At 40.1% G+C, this 24540-nt stretch carries 14 protein-coding genes; all 14 read right to left on the bottom strand.

Annotated elements, in window-relative coordinates:
• Positions 1–52: 52 nt before the first annotated feature.
• Positions 53–1789, bottom strand: coding sequence for a DUF3466 family protein (locus NQT65_RS01900; protein ID WP_256845019.1), 1737 nt, complete (start codon positions 1787–1789; stop codon positions 53–55).
• Positions 1790–1800: 11 nt separating this feature from the next.
• Positions 1801–3711, bottom strand: coding sequence for an ATP-binding cassette ATPase Uup (uup, locus tag NQT65_RS01895; protein WP_256850361.1), 1911 nt, complete (start codon positions 3709–3711; stop codon positions 1801–1803).
• A 13-nt stretch (positions 3712–3724) separates the two neighbouring features.
• Positions 3725–3961, bottom strand: coding sequence for a glutaredoxin family protein (locus NQT65_RS01890; protein ID WP_004586699.1), 237 nt, complete (start codon positions 3959–3961; stop codon positions 3725–3727).
• Positions 3954–6071 carry a bifunctional 23S rRNA (guanine(2069)-N(7))-methyltransferase RlmK/23S rRNA (guanine(2445)-N(2))-methyltransferase RlmL gene (gene rlmKL, locus NQT65_RS01885; RefSeq protein ID WP_256850360.1) on the bottom strand — a complete coding sequence of 706 codons (2118 nt, stop codon included), beginning with the start codon at positions 6069–6071 and terminating at the stop codon, positions 3954–3956. The genes NQT65_RS01890 and rlmKL overlap by 8 nt, the downstream gene beginning before the upstream one ends.
• Before the next feature lie 89 nt (positions 6072–6160).
• The gene (locus tag NQT65_RS01880; RefSeq protein ID WP_024033533.1) at positions 6161–6691 is read right to left on the bottom strand and encodes a cell division protein ZapC; all 531 of its coding nucleotides are present in this window, start codon (positions 6689–6691) and stop codon (positions 6161–6163) included.
• A 130-nt stretch (positions 6692–6821) separates the two neighbouring features.
• The gene (gene pyrD, locus NQT65_RS01875; RefSeq protein WP_138685646.1) at positions 6822–7832 is read right to left on the bottom strand and encodes a quinone-dependent dihydroorotate dehydrogenase; all 1011 of its coding nucleotides are present in this window, start codon (positions 7830–7832) and stop codon (positions 6822–6824) included.
• A 117-nt stretch (positions 7833–7949) separates the two neighbouring features.
• A complete protein-coding gene (locus tag NQT65_RS01870; protein WP_256850359.1) occupies positions 7950–12791 on the bottom strand; it encodes an NAD-glutamate dehydrogenase in 4842 nt (1613 codons plus the stop codon).
• A gap of 213 nt (positions 12792–13004) precedes the next feature.
• Positions 13005–15326 (bottom strand): efflux RND transporter permease subunit, encoded by a 2322-nt coding sequence (locus tag NQT65_RS01865; protein ID WP_256850358.1) that lies wholly within the window; start codon positions 15324–15326, stop codon positions 13005–13007.
• A complete protein-coding gene (locus NQT65_RS01860) occupies positions 15326–16321 on the bottom strand; it encodes a WD40/YVTN/BNR-like repeat-containing protein (RefSeq protein ID WP_256850357.1) in 996 nt (331 codons plus the stop codon). Before NQT65_RS01860 ends, NQT65_RS01865 begins: the two co-directional genes overlap by 1 nt.
• A gap of 127 nt (positions 16322–16448) precedes the next feature.
• On the bottom strand, positions 16449–17813 hold the full coding sequence (locus NQT65_RS01855) for a DUF1329 domain-containing protein (protein ID WP_024033529.1): 1365 nt from the start codon (positions 17811–17813) through the stop codon (positions 16449–16451).
• Positions 17814–17826: 13 nt separating this feature from the next.
• Positions 17827–19920, bottom strand: coding sequence for a DUF1302 domain-containing protein (locus NQT65_RS01850; protein ID WP_138685642.1), 2094 nt, complete (start codon positions 19918–19920; stop codon positions 17827–17829).
• A gap of 250 nt (positions 19921–20170) precedes the next feature.
• Positions 20171–20392 (bottom strand): DUF2835 domain-containing protein, encoded by a 222-nt coding sequence (locus tag NQT65_RS01845; protein WP_024033528.1) that lies wholly within the window; start codon positions 20390–20392, stop codon positions 20171–20173.
• The gene (pepN, locus tag NQT65_RS01840) at positions 20393–22987 is read right to left on the bottom strand and encodes an aminopeptidase N (protein ID WP_256850356.1); all 2595 of its coding nucleotides are present in this window, start codon (positions 22985–22987) and stop codon (positions 20393–20395) included.
• Positions 22988–23029: 42 nt separating this feature from the next.
• A complete protein-coding gene (gene nhaC / locus NQT65_RS01835; protein ID WP_256850355.1) occupies positions 23030–24490 on the bottom strand; it encodes a Na+/H+ antiporter NhaC in 1461 nt (486 codons plus the stop codon).
• Between the last annotated feature and the right edge of the window lie 50 nt (positions 24491–24540).

Genomic DNA, 24540 nt, shown 5'->3' with positions numbered 1-24540 from the left:
ACGAAAAAAAACCAACTTTTATAAGTTGGTTTTTTTATGAAAAGCAAAAAGCTTAAAATCTAAATACTCTGCGTAAGCCCACTAGCGGCAATAATAACAGTGTGTACCAAGGGAAGCTTGCTGAGCTTCTTTCATAGAGCTCTTCTTCTATGGGTGTACAGTCTTCTACTTCACCATCAATAGGTGTTAGTTTTACTGCAACAGCAACACTCTCGTACTCAATATTACCTTCAATATCGGTTTCTACATTACCAAAGGTATCGCGCTTTTCAACGGTTTTGGTAGCTACACCAAAAATTTCATTGTCTTCATTAATGACTTTAGCTTCAGCCATTGTGTAGGCGTAGTCTGTTTCACCATCTGTTTCATAACAAGGTAGTAAATCGTTTAAATTGGTAATTTTATCGTCACCAATTTTATATATAAACGCTTCTTTACGACGGCTGTTTTCAGATGTACCTACCTCGCCTTCACCAACAACATAACCTTGGTTATTAATATCATTACCATAAGCGCTTGAGCTATTAAAGTAACCGGTAGGGAAAACGGTATTGCCAGTACTTATATCGTGATAGAAAAACTGATCACGGATCGTGGTTTCAATACGCTTTGATGCATAACCAACAATTACATCGTTGTCATTGACAGCAAGCGCTTTACCAGAAAGCCAATCATCTTCTTGGTCTATAAAATTAAACACGTCACCATTTTTAAAATAAACAGGCATTGTTAAAATAGTGTCGTCATTTTTATAGTAACGAGCATTTGAAGAGCCCACCACTGTGCCATTATTATTTAGCGCAAGAGCGGTACTTGTAAAAGCAAAGTCATCATCTTCTTCTGGCGTTAAGGCAAGGCCAAGTATTTCAGTAGAAGTGATATTAAATGCTTCATCAAGCTCCCATTTTACAGCGCGCTCATCAAATACGCCGGTGGTTACACTTGAATTTAATAATTCAACACAGGTATTGGTTGGCTCGTCTTCGTTATCACAGTTATCTTCAATATTATCAAGTCTGTCTTCAGGAATACCTGTTGAAACATAACCAACAACAGTGTACCCGTCATTTGTTTTAACAATATCGTTAGCTCGGCTAGTACCGCCGTAATCGTCAAAGTCTGGAACTAACTCAACCTTTTGCGTTCCATCTTCAGAAATTACTATTCCGCGCTCAATAAAATCATGGGTAAACCATGTTTCTTCTTCATCTTCATCATCTGGCGTAAATAAAACTTTATCATATGGAGCCGCACTCCAACCAACGCTCACACCATCTTCGCTTACCGCATTATAAAAGTTACTAACCGAACGCGTTAAACCATCGTAATCTACCGACTCTTCATCAAACAGTATTTGTTCAGTAACTATGCCATCTTCAAACTTAATACCAACTACCGAGCTTAACTTTTGGTACTCGTAATCCGTTGGTCTGCCAGCTAAAAAGCTAACCATAAATGAATGCGCATCGGCGTTATTAAAAACCGCATCGTTATTTTCTATATCATCAAGTGTAAAAGTAATTTCTTTATCACTTAGCTCAAAGTTGTACTCTTCACTATCGTACGCATTTTCAATAACGCTTTCGGTAAAGTCGATATAGCTAATATCGATTGGTAAATTATACAATCCGTTGGCAGTACCAATAATGTGCCCGCTTTCGCTTACGTCAGTCACGTAAGAATGTTTAGCGCCGTCAAGAGTACCTAGTTCTGTTAATTCATAGGTTGCACTTAATGCAGATGTACTCAATGTCGCTAAAATACTGGCAGCGAGTAATTTATATTTCATTTTAATCCTTACTACTGATTCTGTAATTCTTCAAGTTCTTCCCAGCGCTCAAACGCGGCTTCAAGGTCAGACTCAAGTTTTGCTAAATGGTTCAATGCATTAGTGGTTACGTCGCTATCTTGTTTGAAAAAGTCAGGATCGCTCACTACAGCTTGCTGCGCTTCTACAGCGCCTTCAAGTTGTTCCATTTTATTGGGTAGTTGCTCTAATTCAAGTTTTAATTTGTAAGAAAGCTTAGTGCTTTTGTTTTCAGGCTTTGTCGCGGCTACAGGCGCAGGTTTAACGTCTTTTTTTGGTGCTTGTTGCTGTTTTTCCTGCTCGGCTAAATAACTTAAATAAGCTTGGTAATCGGTGTAACCCCCTACCATATCGGTTATTTTTCCATCACCTTCAAACGCCCAAACACTACTACACGTATTATCAATAAATTCACGGTCATGGCTTACTATAAGCACAGTACCCTGATACTGATTAATAATTTCTTCGAGTAACTCTAATGTTTCAATATCCAAGTCATTGGTTGGCTCATCGAGTACTAAAATATTTGAGGGTTTTAGAAATAGTTTTGCAAGTAAAAGCCTATTTTTCTCACCACCAGAAAGTGCTTTTACAGGTGTACGCGCACGTGCCGGTGGAAACAAAAAGTCTTGCAAGTAACCAAGTACATGACGAGAACGCCCGCCCATCATTACCTCTTGTTTACCCTCTGCAACGTTATCTTGAACAGTGGCCTCTTCATCAAGCTTTTGCCTATATTGGTCAAAGTAAGCAAATTCTAAATTAACGCCTTGTTTAACATGGCCGCTATCGGCTTCTAAATCACCAAACAGCAGTTTAAGTAAGGTAGTTTTACCAATACCATTTGGGCCTACTAAGCCAATGCGGTCACCGCGCATAACAAGGGTAGAAAAATCATTAGCAATCACTTTATCTTTAAATGCATGATTAAGGTGTTTTGCCTCAAACACTAACTTGCCCGATCTGTCAGCCGTTTCAATATTAAAATCGGTTTTACCTACTTGCTCTACACGGGCTTTGCGCTCAACACGTAACTGTTTAAGTTCACGTACACGGCCTTCGTTACGAGTACGACGGGCTTTAACCCCTTGGCGTATCCAGGCCTCTTCCTCTGCTAAACGCTTATCAAAAAGGGCATTTTGTGATTCTTCTACTTTTAAGTCATGCGCTTTTTGTTCAAGGTAGGTCGCGTAATCACCAGGGTAAGAGATAAGTTTACCGCGGTCTAAATCTAAAATACGTGTTGCAACAGCACGGATAAACGCACGGTCATGCGATATAAATACAATACCGCCTTTAAATTCTTTTAAAAACTGCTCTAGCCATTTAACACTGTCTACGTCTAAATGGTTTGTTGGTTCATCAAGTAACAATAAGTCAGGCTCACTCACAAGAGCACGTGCTAAAGCAACTTTACGCAACCAACCACCTGAGAGCGACTCTAATTTAGCATCTGGGCTAAGCTCTAAACGCGTTAGTACTAATTGAATACGCGAATCAAAACGCCAACCGTCACACGCTTCTAAATCGTTAGATAAACGCTCAAGCTTATTTAGCAGTTTGTCGGTACAATCGGTTTGTAACTGCGTGCTCACATGATGATAATCAATCAGCAAATTAGCAATATCAGGCATACCCTGCGCTACATAATCGAATACTGAGCCATTTGCTCCTTTAGGAGGATCTTGCTCTAAGCGAGATATTTTGATCCCGCCAAGCTGGTTAATTTCACCATCATCTAAAATAACTTGGCCATCTAGTACTTTTAAAAGTGTAGATTTACCCGCCCCATTTCGCCCTACAATACAGACGCGCTCACCGCTTTCTATCACTGCATCAGCATCATCAAGTAATGGGTGCGTACCATAAGCTAACTGCGCTTTTTGTATTCTAATTAAATCCATAAATACTGCTCTTTTATTCTTGCGCTAAAAATTCATGCACTGTTTGTGCATCAAACGGCCAATACAAATGGTGGCCGCTTTTGCTCTCAAATACCGGAATACTTAACTGAAAACGCGCTATTAGCTGCTCATCAGTGAGTATATCAATTAATTTAAGCTCACTATTTTTATCCAAAACCGATAATAAAACCTGCTCGGCTTGCTCACATAAATGACAGCCATCGGTGTGGTATAAAACATAATTAGCCATGGGTAATTAACCAACTGTTGTGTATTTTTTTATTACGTTTGAAATCAGGTGATAACGTTTTTTCTGAAATATTTTCAGCTTTTAACCCTAAACCCATCAAACCTACTTCATCCATTACAAAACCACGTTTGTTATTAGAAAAAATTAATGTACCCGACGGACTCAAGATTTTTTTAACCCAAGTAAGTAATTTTATATGATCGGTTTGCACATCAAACGCGTCTTTCATTCGTTTAGAATTAGAAAACGTAGGCGGGTCTAAAAAGATTAAATCGTATTGGCCTTGTGCGTATTCTAGCCATTTTAAACAATCAGCTTGCTCAAAACGGTAGCGGGTATTGCTAATATCATTTAGCGCAAAGTTATCTTGGCCCCACTTAAGGTAGGTTTTTGATAAATCAACGGTGGTAATTGCTTTTGCACCCCCTAATGCCGCGTGCACAGAGGCTGTACCAGTGTAGGCAAATAAGTTTAAAAAGCGTTTGTCTTTTGCATTTTGCTGAATATAACGACGCGCTAAACGATGGTCTAAAAACAGCCCTGTATCGAGGTAATCAAACAAGTTTACTTTAAACTTAGCGCCAAATTCTTCCACCACCATAGTGCGGTTTTGTTTAGCCATTGGGGTGTACTGCTCTTCCCCTTTTTGTTTTTTACGCACTTTAACAACAATGTTTTCAGGCGCTATACTTAGCTGCTGTGCAGTTAAGCTAATCACATCTTGAAGACGCTTTTCTGATGTTTTTTCGTCAATTTCTTTAGGTGCTGCGTATTCAAAAATAACAGCAGAGTCGCCGTAAATATCAACCGCTACGTTGTATTCAGGAATATCAGCATCGTATACGCGATAAGCTTTTACTTCGTTTTGTTTAAGCCAATTTTTTAGGCCTTGTTTGTTCTTTTTCAAACGATTAGCAAAAGACATTGAGCCTTCAAAATTAAGAGCCGGTTTGTCATCGCTTGTCAGGCTTACCTGTTTATCATCTAACTGATATAAATTTAGTTCTACATCTAATGGGCCGTTTTTAAATTTATAACGCTTTTGTTTAACCAGTTTTAACAGCTTAAATAGGCTTTCATCCATGCCTAGTAACGCAAGCTTCCAATGATTAAAGTGCTTTTTAAACCCCACGCCCATGCTGCGGTGTAAGTTTACCAGCTCAGCCATAGAGCCAATACGCTCGCCGTACGGTAAGTTAGAAATAACCACCCCGGGTAATTTAGCAACAGAGGTAAGCTTAGTTGCATCACTTTGCTTAAACTTAATAACATTACCCAGCTCTGCTCGCTCGGCATTGGCAATGGCTTTATCAAGAACTTGTGCATCGTAATCGTGGCCAATTAACCACAATTTAGGATCGGTAATTTGCTCAATTAATTCTTCACGCAGTTGTTTAAATTTGGCCGCTCTAAAACTAGGTAAACGCTCAAAAGCAAACCCTTCTCTAAATAAACCAGGTGCTTCGTTACGCGCCATGCCCGCCGCTTCTATTAAAATAGTGCCGGCACCACAACATGGGTCAAATAAAGGCTGATTTACATTTTCAAGCCAACCACTGCGTTTAATAATCGCGGCCGCTAAGTGCTCTTTAATTGGGGCTTTACCTTGGCCTTGGCGATAACCGCGCTCAGACAAACGAGGACCCGAGTAATCAATGTACAAAGCCACACCATGGCGATTTAAACGCGCCACAACACGCACATTGGCATCTTGCTTATCTACATTTGGGCGCTGTTCGTATAAATCGTTAAAGTAGTCAACAATTGCATCTTTAATTACCAAGCCTGAAAACTGGGTATTTTTTAAAGAGTCGTTGGTACCATTAAAATCAACAGCAAATGTTTGGGTAGGGCCAAACCATTCTTGCCATGGCTGAAAACGAGCAAATTTATACAGGCTATCTTTATCATTAACGCCTTCTTTTTCTTCAATAAGCATCAGCACACGTGTTGCATAACGAGTTGATAGACAAACCTTTTGCGCCAATGTTGAATCTGCCTCAAAGCGAACAGAACCCACAGTTTGTTTAGACACGACGGCGCCTAATTCTGTTAGTTCATCAACAAGTAAATTTTCGATTCCGATAGAAGTAAGTGCGATAAATTGCAAAGTAATAACCCTTAATAGCTAATTGCGCAGGATTATAACATAGGTTGGCTGACAAACACTTGATAAACGCAGCTCGATTTGTAAATTTGCTAAGCTGATTTAGTGTGATATTGCTCAAGTAATAAAGGGTGAACACGATTGTTTAAAACGCGGATAACTTCAAACTGTTCAAGAGACAAATTATCATCAAGTTTGAATGTTTCGTTAAGGTTTAGGCAAATTGAAGCATCAGGGCAATGTTCAACAATTAAAAACTCACCGGTTTGTGCTTTTGAGGTAAGTTTAACGATGGCTTCTGTACTTGGCTGGGTGCCTGTGTACTCTTCAAAAAACCAACTTTTAGCCAGTACCGGTTTTAAATGAAATTTTACAGCGGTGGCATTGAGCGCAATTTGGCAAATTTGTGCAGGCTTATACAGCTCAAAACCATCTAAGTAGTTATATACCTGTTCATAAAAAGCAGCATCTTCTAAGCTAAAACGCGGGTTTTCAAATACACAGTCGGTGAGTTGTCTTAATTTATACGGTGTACATAATTGCATATCGTCATTTAAATCAAGTAGTAAGCGGTTTTTATTTGCACATGCAATCCACTGCCATTGTTTTGTTGCTTGTAACATTTGCCTCCTCCTTGTTTAAAAATTTATTTTTAATTAAGACATTAATACTAGATTATAACGGCTTTTGACCATTTTTAAAACATTTGTTTAGAACATTTATTGAACGATCAAAAGCTTACATAACTGATCCTTATAAGGAATCAACGATCGATTTTACCAATTGTGGCCCTTTGTAGATGAACCCAGTATAAACCTGCACTAAATTTGCGCCTGCATTTAGCTTTTCTTGAGCAGATTGTGCATCATCAATACCGCCTACACCAATAATTGGTAATTTACCTTGTGTTAAACGTTTAAGTTCGCTAACAACGTGTGTAGAGCGCGCTCTTACTGGGCTGCCAGATAAACCACCCGCCTCATCGGCGTATTGCTGACCCATTACTGCACTACGTTCAAGCGTAGTATTTGTTGCGATTACGCCATCAATTTGATTCGTTAATAGTGACTCGCTAACCTGCTCAATTTGGATTTGATCAAGATCTGGCGCTATTTTAACCAGCATAGGTACTTGCTTATTATGCTTGGCAATTAAATCGAGCTGTTCATTCTTTAAACTTTGCAGTAAATCATCTAACGCGGCGCCATATTGTAAATCGCGCAGCCCTGGGGTATTTGGAGATGAAATATTGACCGTAATATACGAAGCATGCTCGAACACTTTACGCATACAATGAATGTAGTCGTCTTTACCTTGCTCATTTGGGGTATCTTTATTTTTACCAATATTAATACCTAAAATACCGGTGTACTTGGCATTTTTTACGTTATTAACTAAATTATCGACCCCTTTATTATTAAAGCCCATTCGGTTAATAATGGCATTTGACTGCGGTAATCTAAAAATGCGCGGCTTATCATTACCTGCTTGCGGGCGCGGGGTAACTGTGCCAACTTCGACAAAACCAAAGCCCATTTGGCTAAAGGCATCAATACACTCTGCGTTTTTATCTAAACCTGCAGCCAAACCCACAGGGTTTTTAAACTCAAGGCCTAAAAAATTAACGGGTTTGTTTTGTAGTTGTTGTGACCAAGCTGCGTTTAAAGGGGTGTGTGCAAAACGGCGTAAATTATTAAGCGCAAACTCATGTGCCCATTCAGCATCTCGGGTGAACATAAAACGGCGGGCTAAATCGTAAAACATGAATTGTTCCTCTTTAAATTACAGACAAAAAAATACCTCAGACTAGGCTGAGGTATTGTATAACAATTTTAACAATTAACTGATTATTTACTGAATAAATAACCAATTAAAGCTAAATTATTTTCCTGATGTATCACAGTTATGGCTTAACAACATTAATTCGCGCAGTGCAACTGAGAACTTAGCAAAGTCGTGACTTTGCGAGGTTTTAAATTCAGCTAACATTTGCTTCCAACGCTGTAGCAGCAGATCTTGGCTGGCCATCCACTGATCGATTTGATTATCAACATCGTTTTCGTCACCTTCAAAGCTGTTTAGCACAACATGAGAAAGCGTACGTTGTTGCCAATCAAGCTCTTCACGGTACGACGCACGGGCAAGTGCTTGCCAATGGTTAGAAACAGGCTGGTTAGTAATTTGATCTAAGAACCAGTGTAAGCCCATACGCGAGCCGAGTTTAAAGTAGGTATTAGATACCATCGCCACACTGCGGCCTGAATTATGCGCTATTTCAGCAATATCCATTACAGAGAACAGGCTAGAAAGGTCAATAATACGCTTAGCAATTTGCTTAGGTACACCTTTTTCAACTAGCTCATTTGCTTTACCAGTTAAACATTCGTGTTCTTTGTCTTGCATGTACGTATTTAAGTTTTCGCTTAAATCTTTAAACGTTGGTGCAAAGAACTCGATAGCTTGTTCAATTGTTTGTGCTTTATTACGATGACGCAAGAACCAGCGTGTTGCACGACGAACAGTACGACGTAATTGGTACAGCATTTCGGTTTGAACTGCTGCTGGGATTTTATTATCTAGCGCGCTGATTGATGACCAGGTTTCACGCATTTCAAAAATCTCACTTGCAATTGAGTAGCACATTGCGATTTCAGCTTCGTTAGCACCGGTCTCTTCGTTCATGCGTACCATGAAGTTTAAGCCCATGTCATTAACGATATTGTTCGCCAGTTTTGTTGCAATGATTTCTTTGCGCAGTGGGTGATTATCCATCGCGTCGTTAAATTTTTCGCGCAGTGGACGCGGGAAAGACTTAACTAGTAGCTGACGGTAGTAAGGGTTTTCAGTAATTTCATCTGTTACTAAAGACTCTTTAAGCACCATTTTAGCGTACGAAACTAATACTGAAAGCTCTGGACGTGTTAGGTCTTTACCTGCTGCAGCGCGCTCTGCCAACTCTTCATCAGTTGGTAAAAACTCGATTGCACGGTTTAGCTTGCCTTCTTTTTCAAGGGCATGAATAAAGCGGATCTTCTCTTTAAGAGTTGATGCACCTTTAGACTGTGTAATCGACAATGTATGTGTTTGACGGTAACAATCTTTAAGTACAAGTTCAGATACTTCGTCGGTCATAGAGTAAAGTAACTCATCACGTTGTTTACGTGTTAAATCCCCTTCTGAAACTAAGCCGTTAAGTAAAATTTTAATATTTACTTCGTTATCTGAACACGCAACACCGCCTACGTTATCAATAAAGTCGGTATTTACACGCCCGCCTTTGGCTGCAAACTCGATACGCCCTAATTGGGTTGCACCTAAGTTACCCCCCTCACCTAATATTTTAGCGCCTAGGTCTTTACCGTTTATGCGCAGCGCATCGTTTGCACGATCCCCTACATCAGCGTCTGTTTCGTGGCTGTTTTTAATGTAAGTACCAATACCACCGTTCCACAGTAAATCAAATTCCATCATTAATGAGGCTTTGATCAACTCGTTCGGTGTCATGCTTGCTTTTTTAGTGCCAAGCATTTTTTTCATTTCTGGGCTTAAAGAAATCGATTTAGCTGCGCGAGAGAAAATCCCACCACCCGCTGAAATCAGATCTTTATTGTAATCTTCCCATGATGAACGAGGCAGGTTAAACAAGCGCTCACGCTCTGGGTAAGAGGTCGCTGCATCTGGTGTAGGGTCTACAAATATGTGCATATGGTTAAACGCGACTTGTAAACGAATGTGCTTAGACAATAACATGCCGTTACCAAATACGTCGCCGGCCATATCACCAATAGCAACCACAGTGAAGTCGGTAGTTTGACAGTCAATATCCATTTCACGGAAATGACGTTTAACAGACTCCCATGCACCTTTTGCTGTTATGCCCATTTTCTTATGGTCATAACCTACTGAACCACCTGATGCAAACGCATCACCTAGCCAGAAGTTGTATTCGTTAGCAATACCGTTAGCAATATCAGAGAAGGTAGCTGTACCTTTATCGGCTGCAACTACTAAGTATGGGTCGTCTTCATCGTGACGCGTTACATTAGCTGGCGGTACAATTTCACCACGCTCAATGTTATCGGTAATGTCTAATAAACCACGGATGAAAATTTTGTAACACTCTTGACCTTCTTTAATAAAGGCTTCGCGTTCACTTGGTAGCTGCTTACATACAAAACCACCTTTAGAACCTACCGGAACAATTACAGTGTTTTTAACTTGTTGCGCTTTTACTAAGCCCAGTACCTCAGTACGGAAATCTTCACGACGGTCTGACCAACGAAGGCCACCACGAGCAACTTTACCACCACGTAAATGCACACCTTCTACACACGGAGAGTATACAAAAATCTCAAATGCTGGCAGCGGAAGCGGCATATCAGGAATTAAGCTAGGCTGTACTTTAAACGACACGTAAGATTTAAACTGACCTGTTTCATCTTTTTGGAAGTAGTTAGTACGCAGTGTTGCCACAATCATATCTACGTATAAACGTATAATACGGTCATCATCAAGGTTCGCTACGTTTTCAAGCTCTAAGTAAATTTGTGCACTTAATTTCTCAAGTGTTTTAGGGCTTGCAGGGCTTTTTACTGAGAATTTTTTAGCAAATAAGTTAACTATTTGCGCAGCAATATGCGGGTAATTTGCAAACGTGCTCTCAATGTAGGTCTGCGAGAAGGTAACCCCAATTTGGCGCATGTATTTTGCATAGGCACGTAATATAGAGGCTTCACGACCTGTTAAACCACCCATTAATACTAAGCGGTTAAAGCCGTCGTTTTCAAGGCGGTTGCCCCATACATTAGTTAATGCAGCGCGAAAACGAGCAGAAATCTTATCAAAGTCGGCCATTCCTTTGCTGTCAATCAGCATAGAGAAGTCCATGATCCAATTGATACGACCATCACTTGTTTTAACAGAATATGGCGTTTCACCTATAACGCGTAAACCAAAGTTTTCTAGCATTGGCATAACATCAGATAAGTGAATTGGCTCATCTTTATGGAACAAGCTTAGGCGTACAATATTGCTGTTAGCTTCTTCTTGCGGACGGTAGAACAGCATTTCTAGCTTGTTCTCGTCGTTTAACAATTCTAGTTTCTCAATATCTACAACCGCAGCACTCGGTAGTACTTCATCTTTGTAAGAGCGTGCAAACGCGTTGCAATATTTACGATTTAGCTCATTACCGCGGGCTTCCCCTGCTGACTCTAACAGTGCAGATTGTAATTTATCTTCCCATGTACGAGCAGCTTCTACTAGGTTGTTTTCGATGTCTTTCACGTTATATTCGATATTGTTATCGGTCACACGAACGGTGTAATGTGTACGCGCCAGTGTTGACTCAGAGAAATAGGTAGTAAATTCGACTTTTTCGTCAGAATTAAAGGCGTTAGCTAAAATGTCTTGTGTTTCTCGGCGCAGCGCTGTGTTATATCGCTCACGCGGAACGTACACCATACAAGAGAAGAAACGTCCGTAGGCGTCTTTACGAACAAACAAGCGACACATGTCACGCTCTTGAATTTGTAAAACACCCATTGCTACTTCAAGTAACTCGCTTTCGCGAGCTTGAACTAATTCATCACGTGGGTACGTTTCTAAAATATTAAGTACCGCTTTGTATGCATGGGTGCCTTTAGCAAAGTCACACATATCCATAATGCGGTTAATTTTAGTTTTTAGAACAGGCACATCTGCTGCGCTGTTATTGTAAAAGCTTGATGAAAATAGGCCGATAAAACGGTCTTCACCAACCACATTGCCTTCATCATCAAAGCGTTTAATACCAACGTAATCTATGTACGCTGGGCGATGAACGCGCGATACAGAGTTCGTTTTTGTTAATACTAATAAGTTACTGCTGAGGGCTTCTTGGCGAGCAAATTCTGGTAATTCAGATAATAAACGTGTGTGTTCATCGGTTGAATTTTTCATCAGGCCAAGGCTTGTGTCCATTTTACCTTTTAACTGGTAATCACCCTGTACAGGGGTAAGCTCGTACTCGCGATAACCCATTAAAGTAAAGTTATCTTTAGCCAGCCAATCTAAAAACTCTACGGCTTCAGATACTTCGTTTTTATTTTTATTGTGCTTACGTTTGGGTACTTCTTTAGTAACAGAGACTAATTTTTCGCGAATTGGCTGCCAATCATCTACCGCAATAGAAACATCAACCAATACTGATTCGAGCTCTTTTTTGAAAGAAGCAATAACAGATGCATCGGTTTGGCGGTCAATCTCAATAAAGAACACTGTTTTAGTAGAGGTCGATTCTTGCTCTGCTTTTAAATTTGATAAACCAGAAATTTTAGCGTTATTGTCACGCTGAATTTTTAGTGGGCAGTGAAGTAATAAGTGAGAAGCTATATTTTCACGGGTCATAGCCATACGAACAGAATCGACTAAAAATGGCATATCTTTAGCAATAATTTCTACAATTGTATGTGATGACTGCCAGCCATCTTTTGCTACTTCAGGGTTGAAAACGCGAATTACTGCGTCGTCCGTGGTGTTTTTTTCTAGTGCATTCCAAAGGCTGAGTGCAGCACCGTATAGGTCACTATCATTGCGATTTGCCAAATCCTCTTTAGACATATTGCTGTACAAGGCTTTGGCGAATTTCTCAACGAGTAACACATTATCAGCGTGAACTTTTTTCTGGATAAGCTTACAGACATTATCTAGGATAACCGAGGCTTGGCCTTCATTTCGTGTCATTGTATGTTCCTTAATCTATTACTGCTTTTAGTTAAGCAGAATATTTGTACAGCCATTTATTAGCGTGGAGTCAGTTAAATTCTAACCCTTTTAGCGCTAATAAACAGCCTTTTCGATGAAAACATTTTAAGCATTTCAGCTATTTGGTCATCTATTCACAAAATATAGATATAAATGACCATTACAGGTCATTTAGGAGCACAATTATTCATTTTATTTTTTCTGGTCGGTCCACAGCAGACTACCAATTGCGGGTAATAGCAGTACCGCACCTAACATATTTACTAAAAACATGAAGGTAAGCAGTATTCCCATATCTACTTGAAACTTAAGATCAGAGAATATCCACGTACTAACACCTATCGCAAGGGTAATACCGGTAAACAATACAGCACTGCCACGCTCAACAAGGGCATTACGGTACGCCACGCTCAGCGGTACGTTTTGCTTAAGTTGGCCCATCATCGAAGAAAGTATATAAATACCGTAATCCACACCAATACCTACACCTAAGGCTATAACAGGTAATGTAGATACCGTTAAGCCAATTTCTAATTGCACCATAAGTGCTTGTGCAAGAGTTGATACAATATACAGAGGTAATACCACTGCAATTGTCGCTTTTACGCTCTTAAAGCTTAACAAACACAAAATAATAACTGCGCCGTAAACGTAAAGCATCATCGGAATTTGCGCCGCGGAAACAGACTCGTTTGTTGCCGCCATCACCCCTACAGGCCCAGACGCTAACTTAAAGGCTAACTTGTCTGTGCCTTCTTCTTTTGCAAATTGCTTAACACGTTGAATAACGGTATCGATTGTATTTGCTTTGTGATCATCTAAAAATATAATCACCGGCATGACTGAGCAATCACCATTGAGTAATCCTGTGCTTGTTTCTACACGGGCTGTTGATTGCACTAAGCTGGCTGAATTACGCGGTAAGCTTTGCCATTTTAAGTTACCTTCGTTGTAACCTGCGTTAACCGACTGCGCCACAGAGCTTAAACTAACCGCCGATTGTACGCCTGGCACGTTTTCTACCTTGTACTGAAAACGGCTAATGCGCGCCATCACATCGTGCTCTGTACACGCCGCTGGGTAAGCCTCAACAATCACTTTTAAAATATCCGACGAAATGGTGTATTTGTCCGATATTAAAAAAGTATCTTGATTGTAGCGAGCATCTTGATGCAGCGAAGGCGCACCTGCATGTAAATCACCAATTCGCATTTTATCTGCTTGCCAGTAACCTAATGCAAATAACACCAGCGTAAAACCAATAATCATTCTTGCGGTTTTAGGGTCTGTGGCTTTTACTAATAAATCGCGTATCACATCTAGCATATTTGGCTTTTGCGCATCGCCTGATTGAATATGCACAGTGTTGGCAAAATTCATATACGAGGCCCACACTGGCAATAAAATTAAATTAGTAAATATAATAACCGCAACACCTAAACTTGCTGTGATCGCAAGTTCACGAATAATACCTATATCAATAGTCAGCAGGGTTAAAAAGCCCACCGTGTCTGAAAGCAGCGCAATACCACCAGGTACAAGTAATGCTCTAAAGCTTGATTGACAACAAATGCGGGTACTTTTGCCCTCGCCTACTTTTTTACCAATGGCGTTGATCATCTGCACGCCGTGGCTTACACCAATCGCAAATACTAAAAACGGCACCAATATAGACATAGGGTCGAGTCCAAAACCTAAACTCGACAGCAAACCCATTTGCCAGATTACGGCAATAATTGAACACGCTATAGGTAGAATGGTGAGCTTTAAACTGCCACAAAATAGCCAAACCATAATAAAGGTAAAACCAATGGCAATAGCAAAAAATAGCACAACGCCTTTTGCCCCTTGAGCAATATCGCCGGCCATTTTGGCAAATCCAATAATATGAATACTGACTTTATCTGTACTTAAAGGCTCTCTTACTTGCGTTTCTAATTTATCTGCAAATGCGAGTGTATCTAGCTTTTGCTGAGTTTGCGGGTCGGTTTCGAGTAGCTGCGCGGTCACCATGGCACATGAATAATCACTGGCAATCATTCGCCCTACTACTTTTGCTTTTTCAATGTTTTCTTTAACTACCGCTAAACCTTTTTGGTCAGCTTTAAAGTTTGCAGGAATGATTGGGCCGCCAGCAAAACCATCTTCAACAACTTCGACAAAGCGCGCACTGGGCGCAAAAATAGAGTTAACTAATGGGCGGTTTACACCAGGAATAAAATACAGTTGATCGTGTACTGCTTTTAATTGGGTGAAAAATTCGGGGTTAAAAATGTTGCCACTGTCATCACACACCGAAATTAAAATGCTATTTGCGCCACCAAATTGTTTTTCGTGTTTGGTGTACACTTTCATGTATTCGTGATTCAGCGGAATATTTTTGTTAAACGAGGCGTCTAATTCAATATGAGTGGCTTTATAGCCTAAAAAACATGTGATTAGCGCAAAAGCGATCAACATGATAGTACGGTGTCTAAACACCGCCTTTTCTAAAAAATCTAAAAACGTATGCATTAAGGGTTCAACTCCTTCACTTTAATGCCATCTTCTGTTGCCATGACCAATTTATTATTAATTATTACGCCATCAAGAATAGCTTTACCATCGGGGCGTTGTTCATGTGTAAGTAAGCCGTCTTTTAAATGAAAGATCACACCACTATTTGCCAGCAGTAACCAATGTTCATTATTATAATTTATAATGTTATTAACCGTGGCCGTTTTAACATTTTCAAAATGTTGCCATTGTTGTTCATTTTTATTTTTAGCAAATACATTTCCTCTGAGCCCTGCCACAATCTCTTGCTGCGCATCTGATGCTACCGCAAAAAAAGAACCTGGGTAAATTTCATCAAGGCGTTGCCATGTTTGGCCATTATCACTGCTTTTGGCCATTAACCCCATTTCACCGACTAACATCAAACCACTGTCTGTTTTTTCAATACGATTAAAATGAGGGAGTATAGATGCTGTTTCAGCCTCGTAGCCTTGAGGATCATTTTCTTTTAAATCATTCAAATACTCTCTGTCTTCACTAAACAGTAAAGAATCTAAAAAGCGTTTATGCCAGTGCTTGCCGCCATCACTGGTTTGATAAAACATGCCATAAGCACCCACAGCAAAACCATTTGAGTCATCTTCAAAGTAAATATCTAAACACGGCTTATCAAGCTCTGGCTTTGCTTGTTGTAATTGCCAATTTAAACCACCATCGGTGGTATTAATTATGGTGGCATCGTGCCCGCATGCCCACCCATGAGTTTCATTAGAAAAATCGACAGCCGTTAGCAATACCTGTGTAGGGACGCTTTGCGCTTGCTGCCATTGCTCAGCGTTTTTGCTTGTTATTACCGTACCGTGCTTACCTACAGCCACTAAACCTGCACCTGTATTGGTAATATCAGTTAGTAGGGTTTTATTTGCGTTGATTGCGCTAATAGCATACTGAGGTGCATCTTGTGCAATACTCGCACCGCTTATGATCAGGCTGGCATATACCAAATACTTCATAAATTTTAATCGCCTTGAACTGAAGAATTGTTTGTCTGTTTGCTGAGGAAAATCCTGCGTGTCGTATAGACAAACGCGATGAGAAAGAAAAAAGCAGCTAACGGGCTGTTAGCTGCATATTACGTTGTTATCTACCTTCACGGCGTAATGCGCTTGAAGTAAATTCGTTATCGTTAAACGACTCTGAAAAGTCGTACATTTTTTCTTGGTTATCTAAACCAATAGCTAAGTAACGGCGCGAATTTAAATCATGATACACTTCTAAGGTACTCCACTGCGTAGGTACTTCGTAGTAGTTTAAGCCATATGCCATTGCTACACGATAAAGCTGGTCGCGATTATCATAAATATCGGTCACTTGTACTTGCCAACTATCTTCATCAATATAAAACACGCGTTTTTTATAAATATGGCGTGTATCATCTTTTAAGTTAGCTTCAACAACCCATACACGGTGCTTTTCATAACGCGTATGCTCTGGATTAATGTGGCCTGGTTTTAAAATATCGTCGTACTCTAGTTTATCACTGTGTAGCTTGTAGCTATTGTACGGAATATATAGCTCTTGCTTACCTTTTAACGTCCAGTTGTAACGGTTAGGTGAGCCATTGAACATATCAAAATCATCGGTAGTACGTAAGCTATCTGCGGCTGTGCCTGGTGCGTCATATGCAACATTTGGTGCACGACGAACACGACGCTGACCTGAGTTATATGTCCACGCTTGGCGAGGCGTTAAAATTTGATCCATAGTTTCGTGTACAAGTAGCGCTGTACCGGCAAGGCGTGCTGGCTCTGTCACCTTTTGCTTAAATTTAAACAAAATGTTTGAGTCTTGAAGCTCTGCAGGAGTCGCTTTAGGATCTGAATATTTAACCAATAGTTGTTCATCAAAGCCTACATAATTGTACGAACCCGATGCGGTGGGTGCAGCTTGTCCACCAAAACGCTCTATTGATTGTCCACGATAGCGTAATAAGTGATTCCAAATAGCTTCTAAGCCAGATTTAGGTATAGGAAATGGAATACCAATTGCGGTATTTTTTATTCCGTTGCCACCTTCAATAAGCTCAGCCGTTGCAGCAAACTCTTTTGTTGCATCGTATACAAACTGTGGGTAAGACGCAGAGCGGCGCGTTTCATAAACAGGCATTTTAAACGTATCTGGGTATGCTTCAAATAAAGCAATTTGGCCAGGGCTTAAGTTAGCTTTGTACTTATCAAGGTTTGTTTTATCAATTGTAAACAACACTTTGTCCGCAGAATACGGGTCTAAATGGTGCATCCCTGGTTCATAACCTTCTGGTGCAGATGTAATACCGCCATTCCACGCTGGAATTGACCCATCAGCATTGGCTGCTTTTTCTGCGCCAAATGGCGTTAAGTCTTGTCCTAAACGTGCAACTTCTTCAGCGCTCATTTTTGCCATTGCCGCTGAACTTAAAAACATGCTACACAAAGCGGTAGCGATGAGGGTAGGTTTTTTAATCATACTAATATTACCCCTAAATTGAATATTTTAAATTGAAAGAAACGTAGTCACGATCTGAGAAAGTATTGATATCGCCACCACCCCAAAATGAGTTGTAGCTCACATCAAGTGACCATGCATTTTGGTAATTAAAGTTCATCGTTACACCCAACGATTTACGGTCTTCAATAAACAAGAACATAGGATCAGGTGTGTTACCGTTTACATCATGAGAAAATACAAATCGTGGAGAGAAGTTAATACCATTGTAAAGGTTAAAGTAATCACCTTTAGCAATTAGGCGGTAACCCCAAGATGATGCCGTTGCAAACGACTTTTCTTCTGGGCCATTAGAAAGGCCTAGTTGTAATGTTGTGTAGTCAGTCGTGCCTGGGCCGGTGATCACACCGCTTCGACCTGTACCCGACACATTTAAACGCATTTCGTCGTAATCAGGCATATCATGAATTTTCACAGCACCTACTTCACCTACTACAGCCCAACTATCAGCACCTAATGACGGGCCAAATAAATGTGTTGCAGTAAACTGAATTTGTGATGTGTCGCGTTCAATATAACCTTGTGCAACTTCACCTGCCGCTACAGAGCTAATCGCATCACCAAAACTCATTTGCGAAATACCCGCAAAGTCTGGGCGAATACCGGCAAGCGCCAATTGTTCAGGCATGGCGGTATAAAGTAGCTCTACATCGTCTATTTGTAGTGGTTCGTCTTTACGAAATGCAAACTCACCAGCAAACGCAGTTTCGCCAATTGTGGTGTTAAAGCTTAAACCGTAAAGTTTAATATCTTCTGGGTAATCATTTTCTGCTTTTGAAAACGCAATTAAATCTGCTACGTTGTCATCTGTAATTTCTGTTGTTGCAATCATCGCTAGGTCTTGTGCGATGGCAGCTTGCGAAAAGTTAGATACACGACCAGAAATTAGCGGACGTCGACTATGGTAGTTAACGTGGTATAACGCCACTTCGGTGTCGTTCCACTCTGGTAAAAATACACCTAAACGTAAACCATATTGGCCGCCGTCATCTGGCTCTGTTTTACCGTTATCGCCTTTACCTTTAAGTGCAACTTTAGTTGGATGAGCTAAATACATGTTTGCAAGCAGGGCTTGGCCTTCAGCACTTGTTGGGTCAATACCCTGTGCTGCGGCTACCTGAGCAAAATTAGTATAAAGGTTATTAAGGCTGTCGGTTAAAAAGGCCATATCAATGTCAGGGTTTGAAGTAAAACCTAACTGTACATTTTGCTGATAGCCGTTTTCTGCTGCAAAGTCATTGGTAGAAAAATAAGTACCCGCAGCCGGTAGGCGTGTTTCGTGCCATTGGTACTGATAAAAACCTTCTAAAGTAATATTTTCAGTGATCCCTAATGACGCCCAAAGCATACCTACAGGAATAAATGCTTCTTTAAGCTCAGCTCCTGGCGCTTTTAAGCGGTCAATGTCGACCGGGTTTACGTTAATACCATGAGAGATAAGTGTACTCTCACCCCAGTTAACTACTTGTTGACCAAGGCGAATTGACAGCGGGTTGTTGCCATCGTTTAAGTCAAAATTTGCCCAAACGTAAGCATCTAATAAACGGATGTCGGCACAGCTTTGCTCTTTTGTGTCGTCATCATCACATGGATCTACGCCTTGTCCTGAGGTTGGGTTAACGTAGGCTCTATCACCATCCATTAACTCAAAATCGTAAAAGTACATAAAACGTGTGAATAAGCCGTAGTTATCTTTGCTAATTGAAAGGTCGTGTGTTCCTTTCAATAATTTTGAAAACGAATCACCGCTATCAAAATTAAGATTACCTGCATCGCCATTATTAGAGTAAGAACCTGGTTGAGCCCAAACATCTTGAGAAGAATAAATTGTATTTAATGAAGGATTATACCCAGTCCAATCAAATGCAGGATTATTGCTTTTACCAATAATGTCGAAATCTCTGTCTTCAACACGGACGCTTTGACCATAGGAAAAAGTTGAGTCGAAGGTGACATCAAAGCCCCCTACCTCAAAATTTGCTGCATTCGCTGCTGCAGATAAACCTAAGCTTGCGGCTGCTAAACCTATAGCTATTTTGTTTTTAACAAAAAGCGATCTTCTTATCATTGTGTATCCCCCCTGTCGTGGGTAATTATGTGTGATCAAGTTATTGTTTTTAGTGTAATCTTAACGATAGAAGCGATTATAAAAAATTACAAATGGTCGCGTTCAATCAATTTTTATATTTTTTGAGCTGACGTTTACGTATTGGTAAGACGTCATACCAGATAATTTATACACGTAAATTAACAATAGAACAAATTGAAATTAACAAAAAGATAATATTTTTATGTATCTATAACATAAAAACAGCAGGTTAGGCGATACGTTCGAGGCGAATAAATTTATTCTCGGGGGTAAGTAAAAGTCTAAAACGCCCTCTTATTCCAATAGATGAAATGTAAGGGCGTAAGTGCGAGGCGGCAAAACGTATTGTTTTACCGTTATCCTCAACCACTTGTACTGAGCTAAAACGACCATGGTAGTAGTCCATGCATTTGTTATAGCTCAGGTGTAAAGAAAAGTAATACTCAATCATTTAATTAAGCGCTTTTTCAACCTTTTCATATAAATCAGCACTTAATCCTTCAAGGTTTGCTAAGCGTTGCAACTGTGCTTTCATTGCTTGAGCGCGGGTTGTGTCAAAGCGTTTCCACGACATGAAAGGCGTTAACATTCTAGAGGCATTTTGCGGATTAATCGCGTTTAGTTTAATAAGTAAATCACCTAATAATGCGTAACCTTCACCATCTTTTCGGTGAAATTGTGCGGTATTAAAATGACTAAAGCTGCCCACTAATGCGCGTACACGATTTGGGTTTGAAAAATCAAAGCTAGGATGCGCGTACAACGCTTTTATATTCTCAATAGCATCATCACCGGATTGCATAGCCTGCAGCGCAAACCATTTATCCATAACTAAAACATCATGACGCCACTGGCTATCAAAATGATCTAACAACGTTGTTCTTAATGGGTGTGATGCTTTTACTACCGCACTTAATGAGGCTAAAACATTGGTCATATTCGGTGAATCTGCCGATTCTTTAATAAAGCGGTCAACTTGCTCAGAAGGTATTTTAGCTAAGTAATGTAAACAAACACCTTTAAGCGCTCTTATAGCCACTGCATCTGGATTTATACTGCCATCATCTACTAACGAACTGTAACAATGTAAAAGTTCATCAGATAATTGCTCGGCAATCTGTTGCTCAAACAACCTTGTGATTGTAATGATTTCGTCAACAGGAATTATGTCAAACTCAGCGGCAAAGGTGTCAAAGCTTGGCAGTTTTATAAGCTCTGCTACCAGTGCTAAATCGCCACTTTGTGCGCTTATTAACACACGTAGTGCATTAATAACGTTTTCACTTAATGTTGCGTGTTCAGGTGCGTTAGCTGCTTGCTTAACTGCATTAATAAATAATTGCTGCTGCGCATCCCAACGCGAAAAATCGCTGCGCGCAAAACGCATAATATGCAGTAAATCAGGTTCTGAATTTTGCTGGCTTAAAATACAGGGCGCTGAAAAATCTTCAAGTAACACAGCCACTGGGCGAGCAGGTATTTGATCAAAGTAAAACGTTTGCGTTGGCGCAGTTACGTTAAGCACGTGGTCGCGTTTTTCACCTTGATAAGTAAGTGCAATACTTTGCCCATTTTCATCTAATAATTCGATGGCAAATGGAATGTGCAGGCTCTTATTATCTGGCTGATTTAGCGGAGCTGATTGCTCAATTGTTAAAGTATAAAGTTGCTTATCGTGATCATAGTGCTGTGTTGCATTTAATCGTGGTGTACCTGATTGGCTATACCAACGTTTAAATTGCGTTAAATCTATGCCTGAAGCATCACTCATTGCAGCAACAAAATCATCACAGGTAACCGCTTGACCATCATGGCGTTCAAAGTAAAGCTGCATCCCTTTTTGAAAGTTAACCTCACCTAACAGGGTGTGCATCATTCGGATAACTTCAGCCCCTTTATCGTACACCGTTACGGTATAAAAGTTATTCATTTCGATAACTTTTTCAGGGCGAATTGGGTGCGCCATTGGCCCCGCATCTTCACTAAACTGATGTGTGCGCATTACTTTAACGGCATCAATGCGGTTAAGTGCGCGTGAGCCTAAATCGCTACTAAATTCTTGGTCTCTAAATACTGTGAGCCCTTCTTTTAACGATAGCTGAAACCAGTCTCTACAGGTAACACGGTTACCCGTCCAGTTATGAAAATACTCATGACCAACAATCGACTCTATCGTGTGATAATCTTTATCGGTGGCGGTTTCTTGGTTAGCCAATACGCATTTACTATTAAATACATTTAGCCCTTTGTTTTCCATTGCTCCCATATTGAAAAAATCTACGGCAACAATCATGTAAATATCTAAGTCGTATTCTAGGTTAAAGCGTGTCTCATCCCAATGCATGGCTTTTTTTAATGAGTTAATTGCATGTGGTGTTTTAGATAAATTACCTTTATCAACAAATAACGCAAGCTCAATTTCGCGACCACTTTTTGTTGTGTAAGTGTCTTTTAGTACATCAAAATCACCCGCTACTAAGGCAAATAAGTAACTTGGCTTTTTAAATGGGTCTTGCCATTTAGCAAAATGGCGGCCATCAGCTGTTTCACCACTGTCAATTTGGTTACCATTTGACAGTAAATGCTTAAAGCTTTTATCAGCAATAATCGTCACATCATACGTGCTTAACACATCAGGGCGGTCTAAAAAGTAGGTTATTTTTCTAAAACCTTGCGCTTCACATTGCGTGCAATACGCACCACCAGATAAATACAAGCCTTCTAAAGAGGTATTTGTATCAGGAGAAATTTCAGTAACAATTTTAAGCTGGCATGTGTGAGGTAAATCATTAATGATTAGGTGCTCACCTTCAATCTTATAATTAGTATAAGCAACATTGTCTACTTGCAGCTCCACTAATTGTAAGTCTATGCCATCTAACACAAGCGCTGAGTTTTGATTTGTTGTTCTTTTAAGTGTTAGTAGCGCCGTCACTTTTGTATTTAGTGGTTGTAAGTCAAAAGTGAGTTCAGTGTGCTCTATAGAAAAATTAGGCGCAGTGTAGTCTTTTAAGTATTGCGCTTTTGGCTTTGCTGAAACAGTCATAGTTACTCCAACTAAAGCTCCTTAAAAAGGAGCTATTTAGATTTAAGCAGATTGCTTGGGTTCAATGCGTAAAATTTTAATGCCTACGTACGCATAAATAATGGCTAAGAAAGGGTTAATTAAATTAAAGAAAGCATACAAGGCATAGTCAAATGGGTTTATTAATAAAACGCTTTGCATGTACGCACCACAGGTATTCCACGGAATTAGCGGGCTTGTTATTGTGCCGCCATCTTCTAAAGTACGCGATAAATTAACGGGCTTTAAGCCACGCTTTTTATATTCTTCTTTAAACATACGACCTGGCACTACAATAGCAATGTATTGATCAGCCGCTATTAAGTTTGTGCCCACACAAGTAGCAATGGTTGATGTAATAAGCGAGCCCGTGCTTTTTGCAATTTTTAAAATGCTCTTAACAAAAATATCTAATAAGCCGGTTTTTTCCATAATGGCACCAAACATAAGAGCCGTCATGATCAGCCATGTTGTAGTTAACATACCTGCCATTCCGCCACCACTGAGTAGTGAATCCATTTTGTCATCACCCGTGTCGATGCTAAAACCATCGAAAAAAGTCGTCCAAATAATTTTAAAATAACCAACCAACTCACCCTGAGAAAGGTCGATTTGTGTCGCAATTAAGTCAGACTGAAACAACATTGCCCACACAGCACCAATCACAGCGCCAATTGAAATTGCCGGAAACGCTGGCATTTTTTTAATAGCTAAAACTAGCAGCACAATTAATGGAATTAACATTTCAAAGCCAATATTAAAGTTTTGCTCTAAAATCGCTGTTATTTCGTCAATCCTGCCGGCTTCGTTAGAAGCCGTTGCATTAAAGCCCATAAATATAAAAATGATTAATGCAATGACAAAGCTAGGAACAGTAGTCCATAACATGTGATGGATATGTTCAAATAAATCAGCTCCTACAACAGCCGGTGCTAAGTTAGTAGTTTCAGAAAGCGGACTGAGTTTGTCACCAAAGTAAGCACCCGAAATAACCGCCCCTGCCGTCACAGTTTGATCAAGCCCTAACCCGGTGGCCACCCCTAAAAGCGCCACACCTATGGTGGCAGCTGTGGTCCAAGAGCTACCTATACTCATTGCAACAATGCCACAAATTAAGCAGCTTGCGGCGTAAAACCAGCTTGGGTTAATAACCTGTAAGCCATAGTAAATGAGCGTTGGCACGGTACCCGACAACAACCAAGTACCAATTAAGGCGCCCACCATTAATAAAATTAAAATAGCCCCCAATGATAAGGTAATACCTTCAATCATGGCTTCTTCAAGCTTTTTCCACGTATAGCCATTTTTTAGCCCTATTAGTGCCGAAGCAAAGGTGGCAAATAATAACGCTATTTGGTTAGGACCTGATGACGAATTATCGCCAAATAAATATACCGCTGCGCCTAAAAGGCAAATTAAAACAGTGATAGGAACAAGTGCATCAAAAAACGAGGCGGGTTTAATCGGTTTTTCTAAAGGCTTCAAAATAGTGACTCCTGCACACCACATATCGTGGCGTGGTTATTTATTATTTT

The sequence above is a fragment of the Pseudoalteromonas agarivorans genome (assembly GCF_024518735.1).
GTDB lineage: Bacteria > Pseudomonadota > Gammaproteobacteria > Enterobacterales > Alteromonadaceae > Pseudoalteromonas > Pseudoalteromonas atlantica.
Note: the sequence above shows the minus strand (reverse complement) of the source record. Positions and strands in the feature narration are given on the sequence as shown.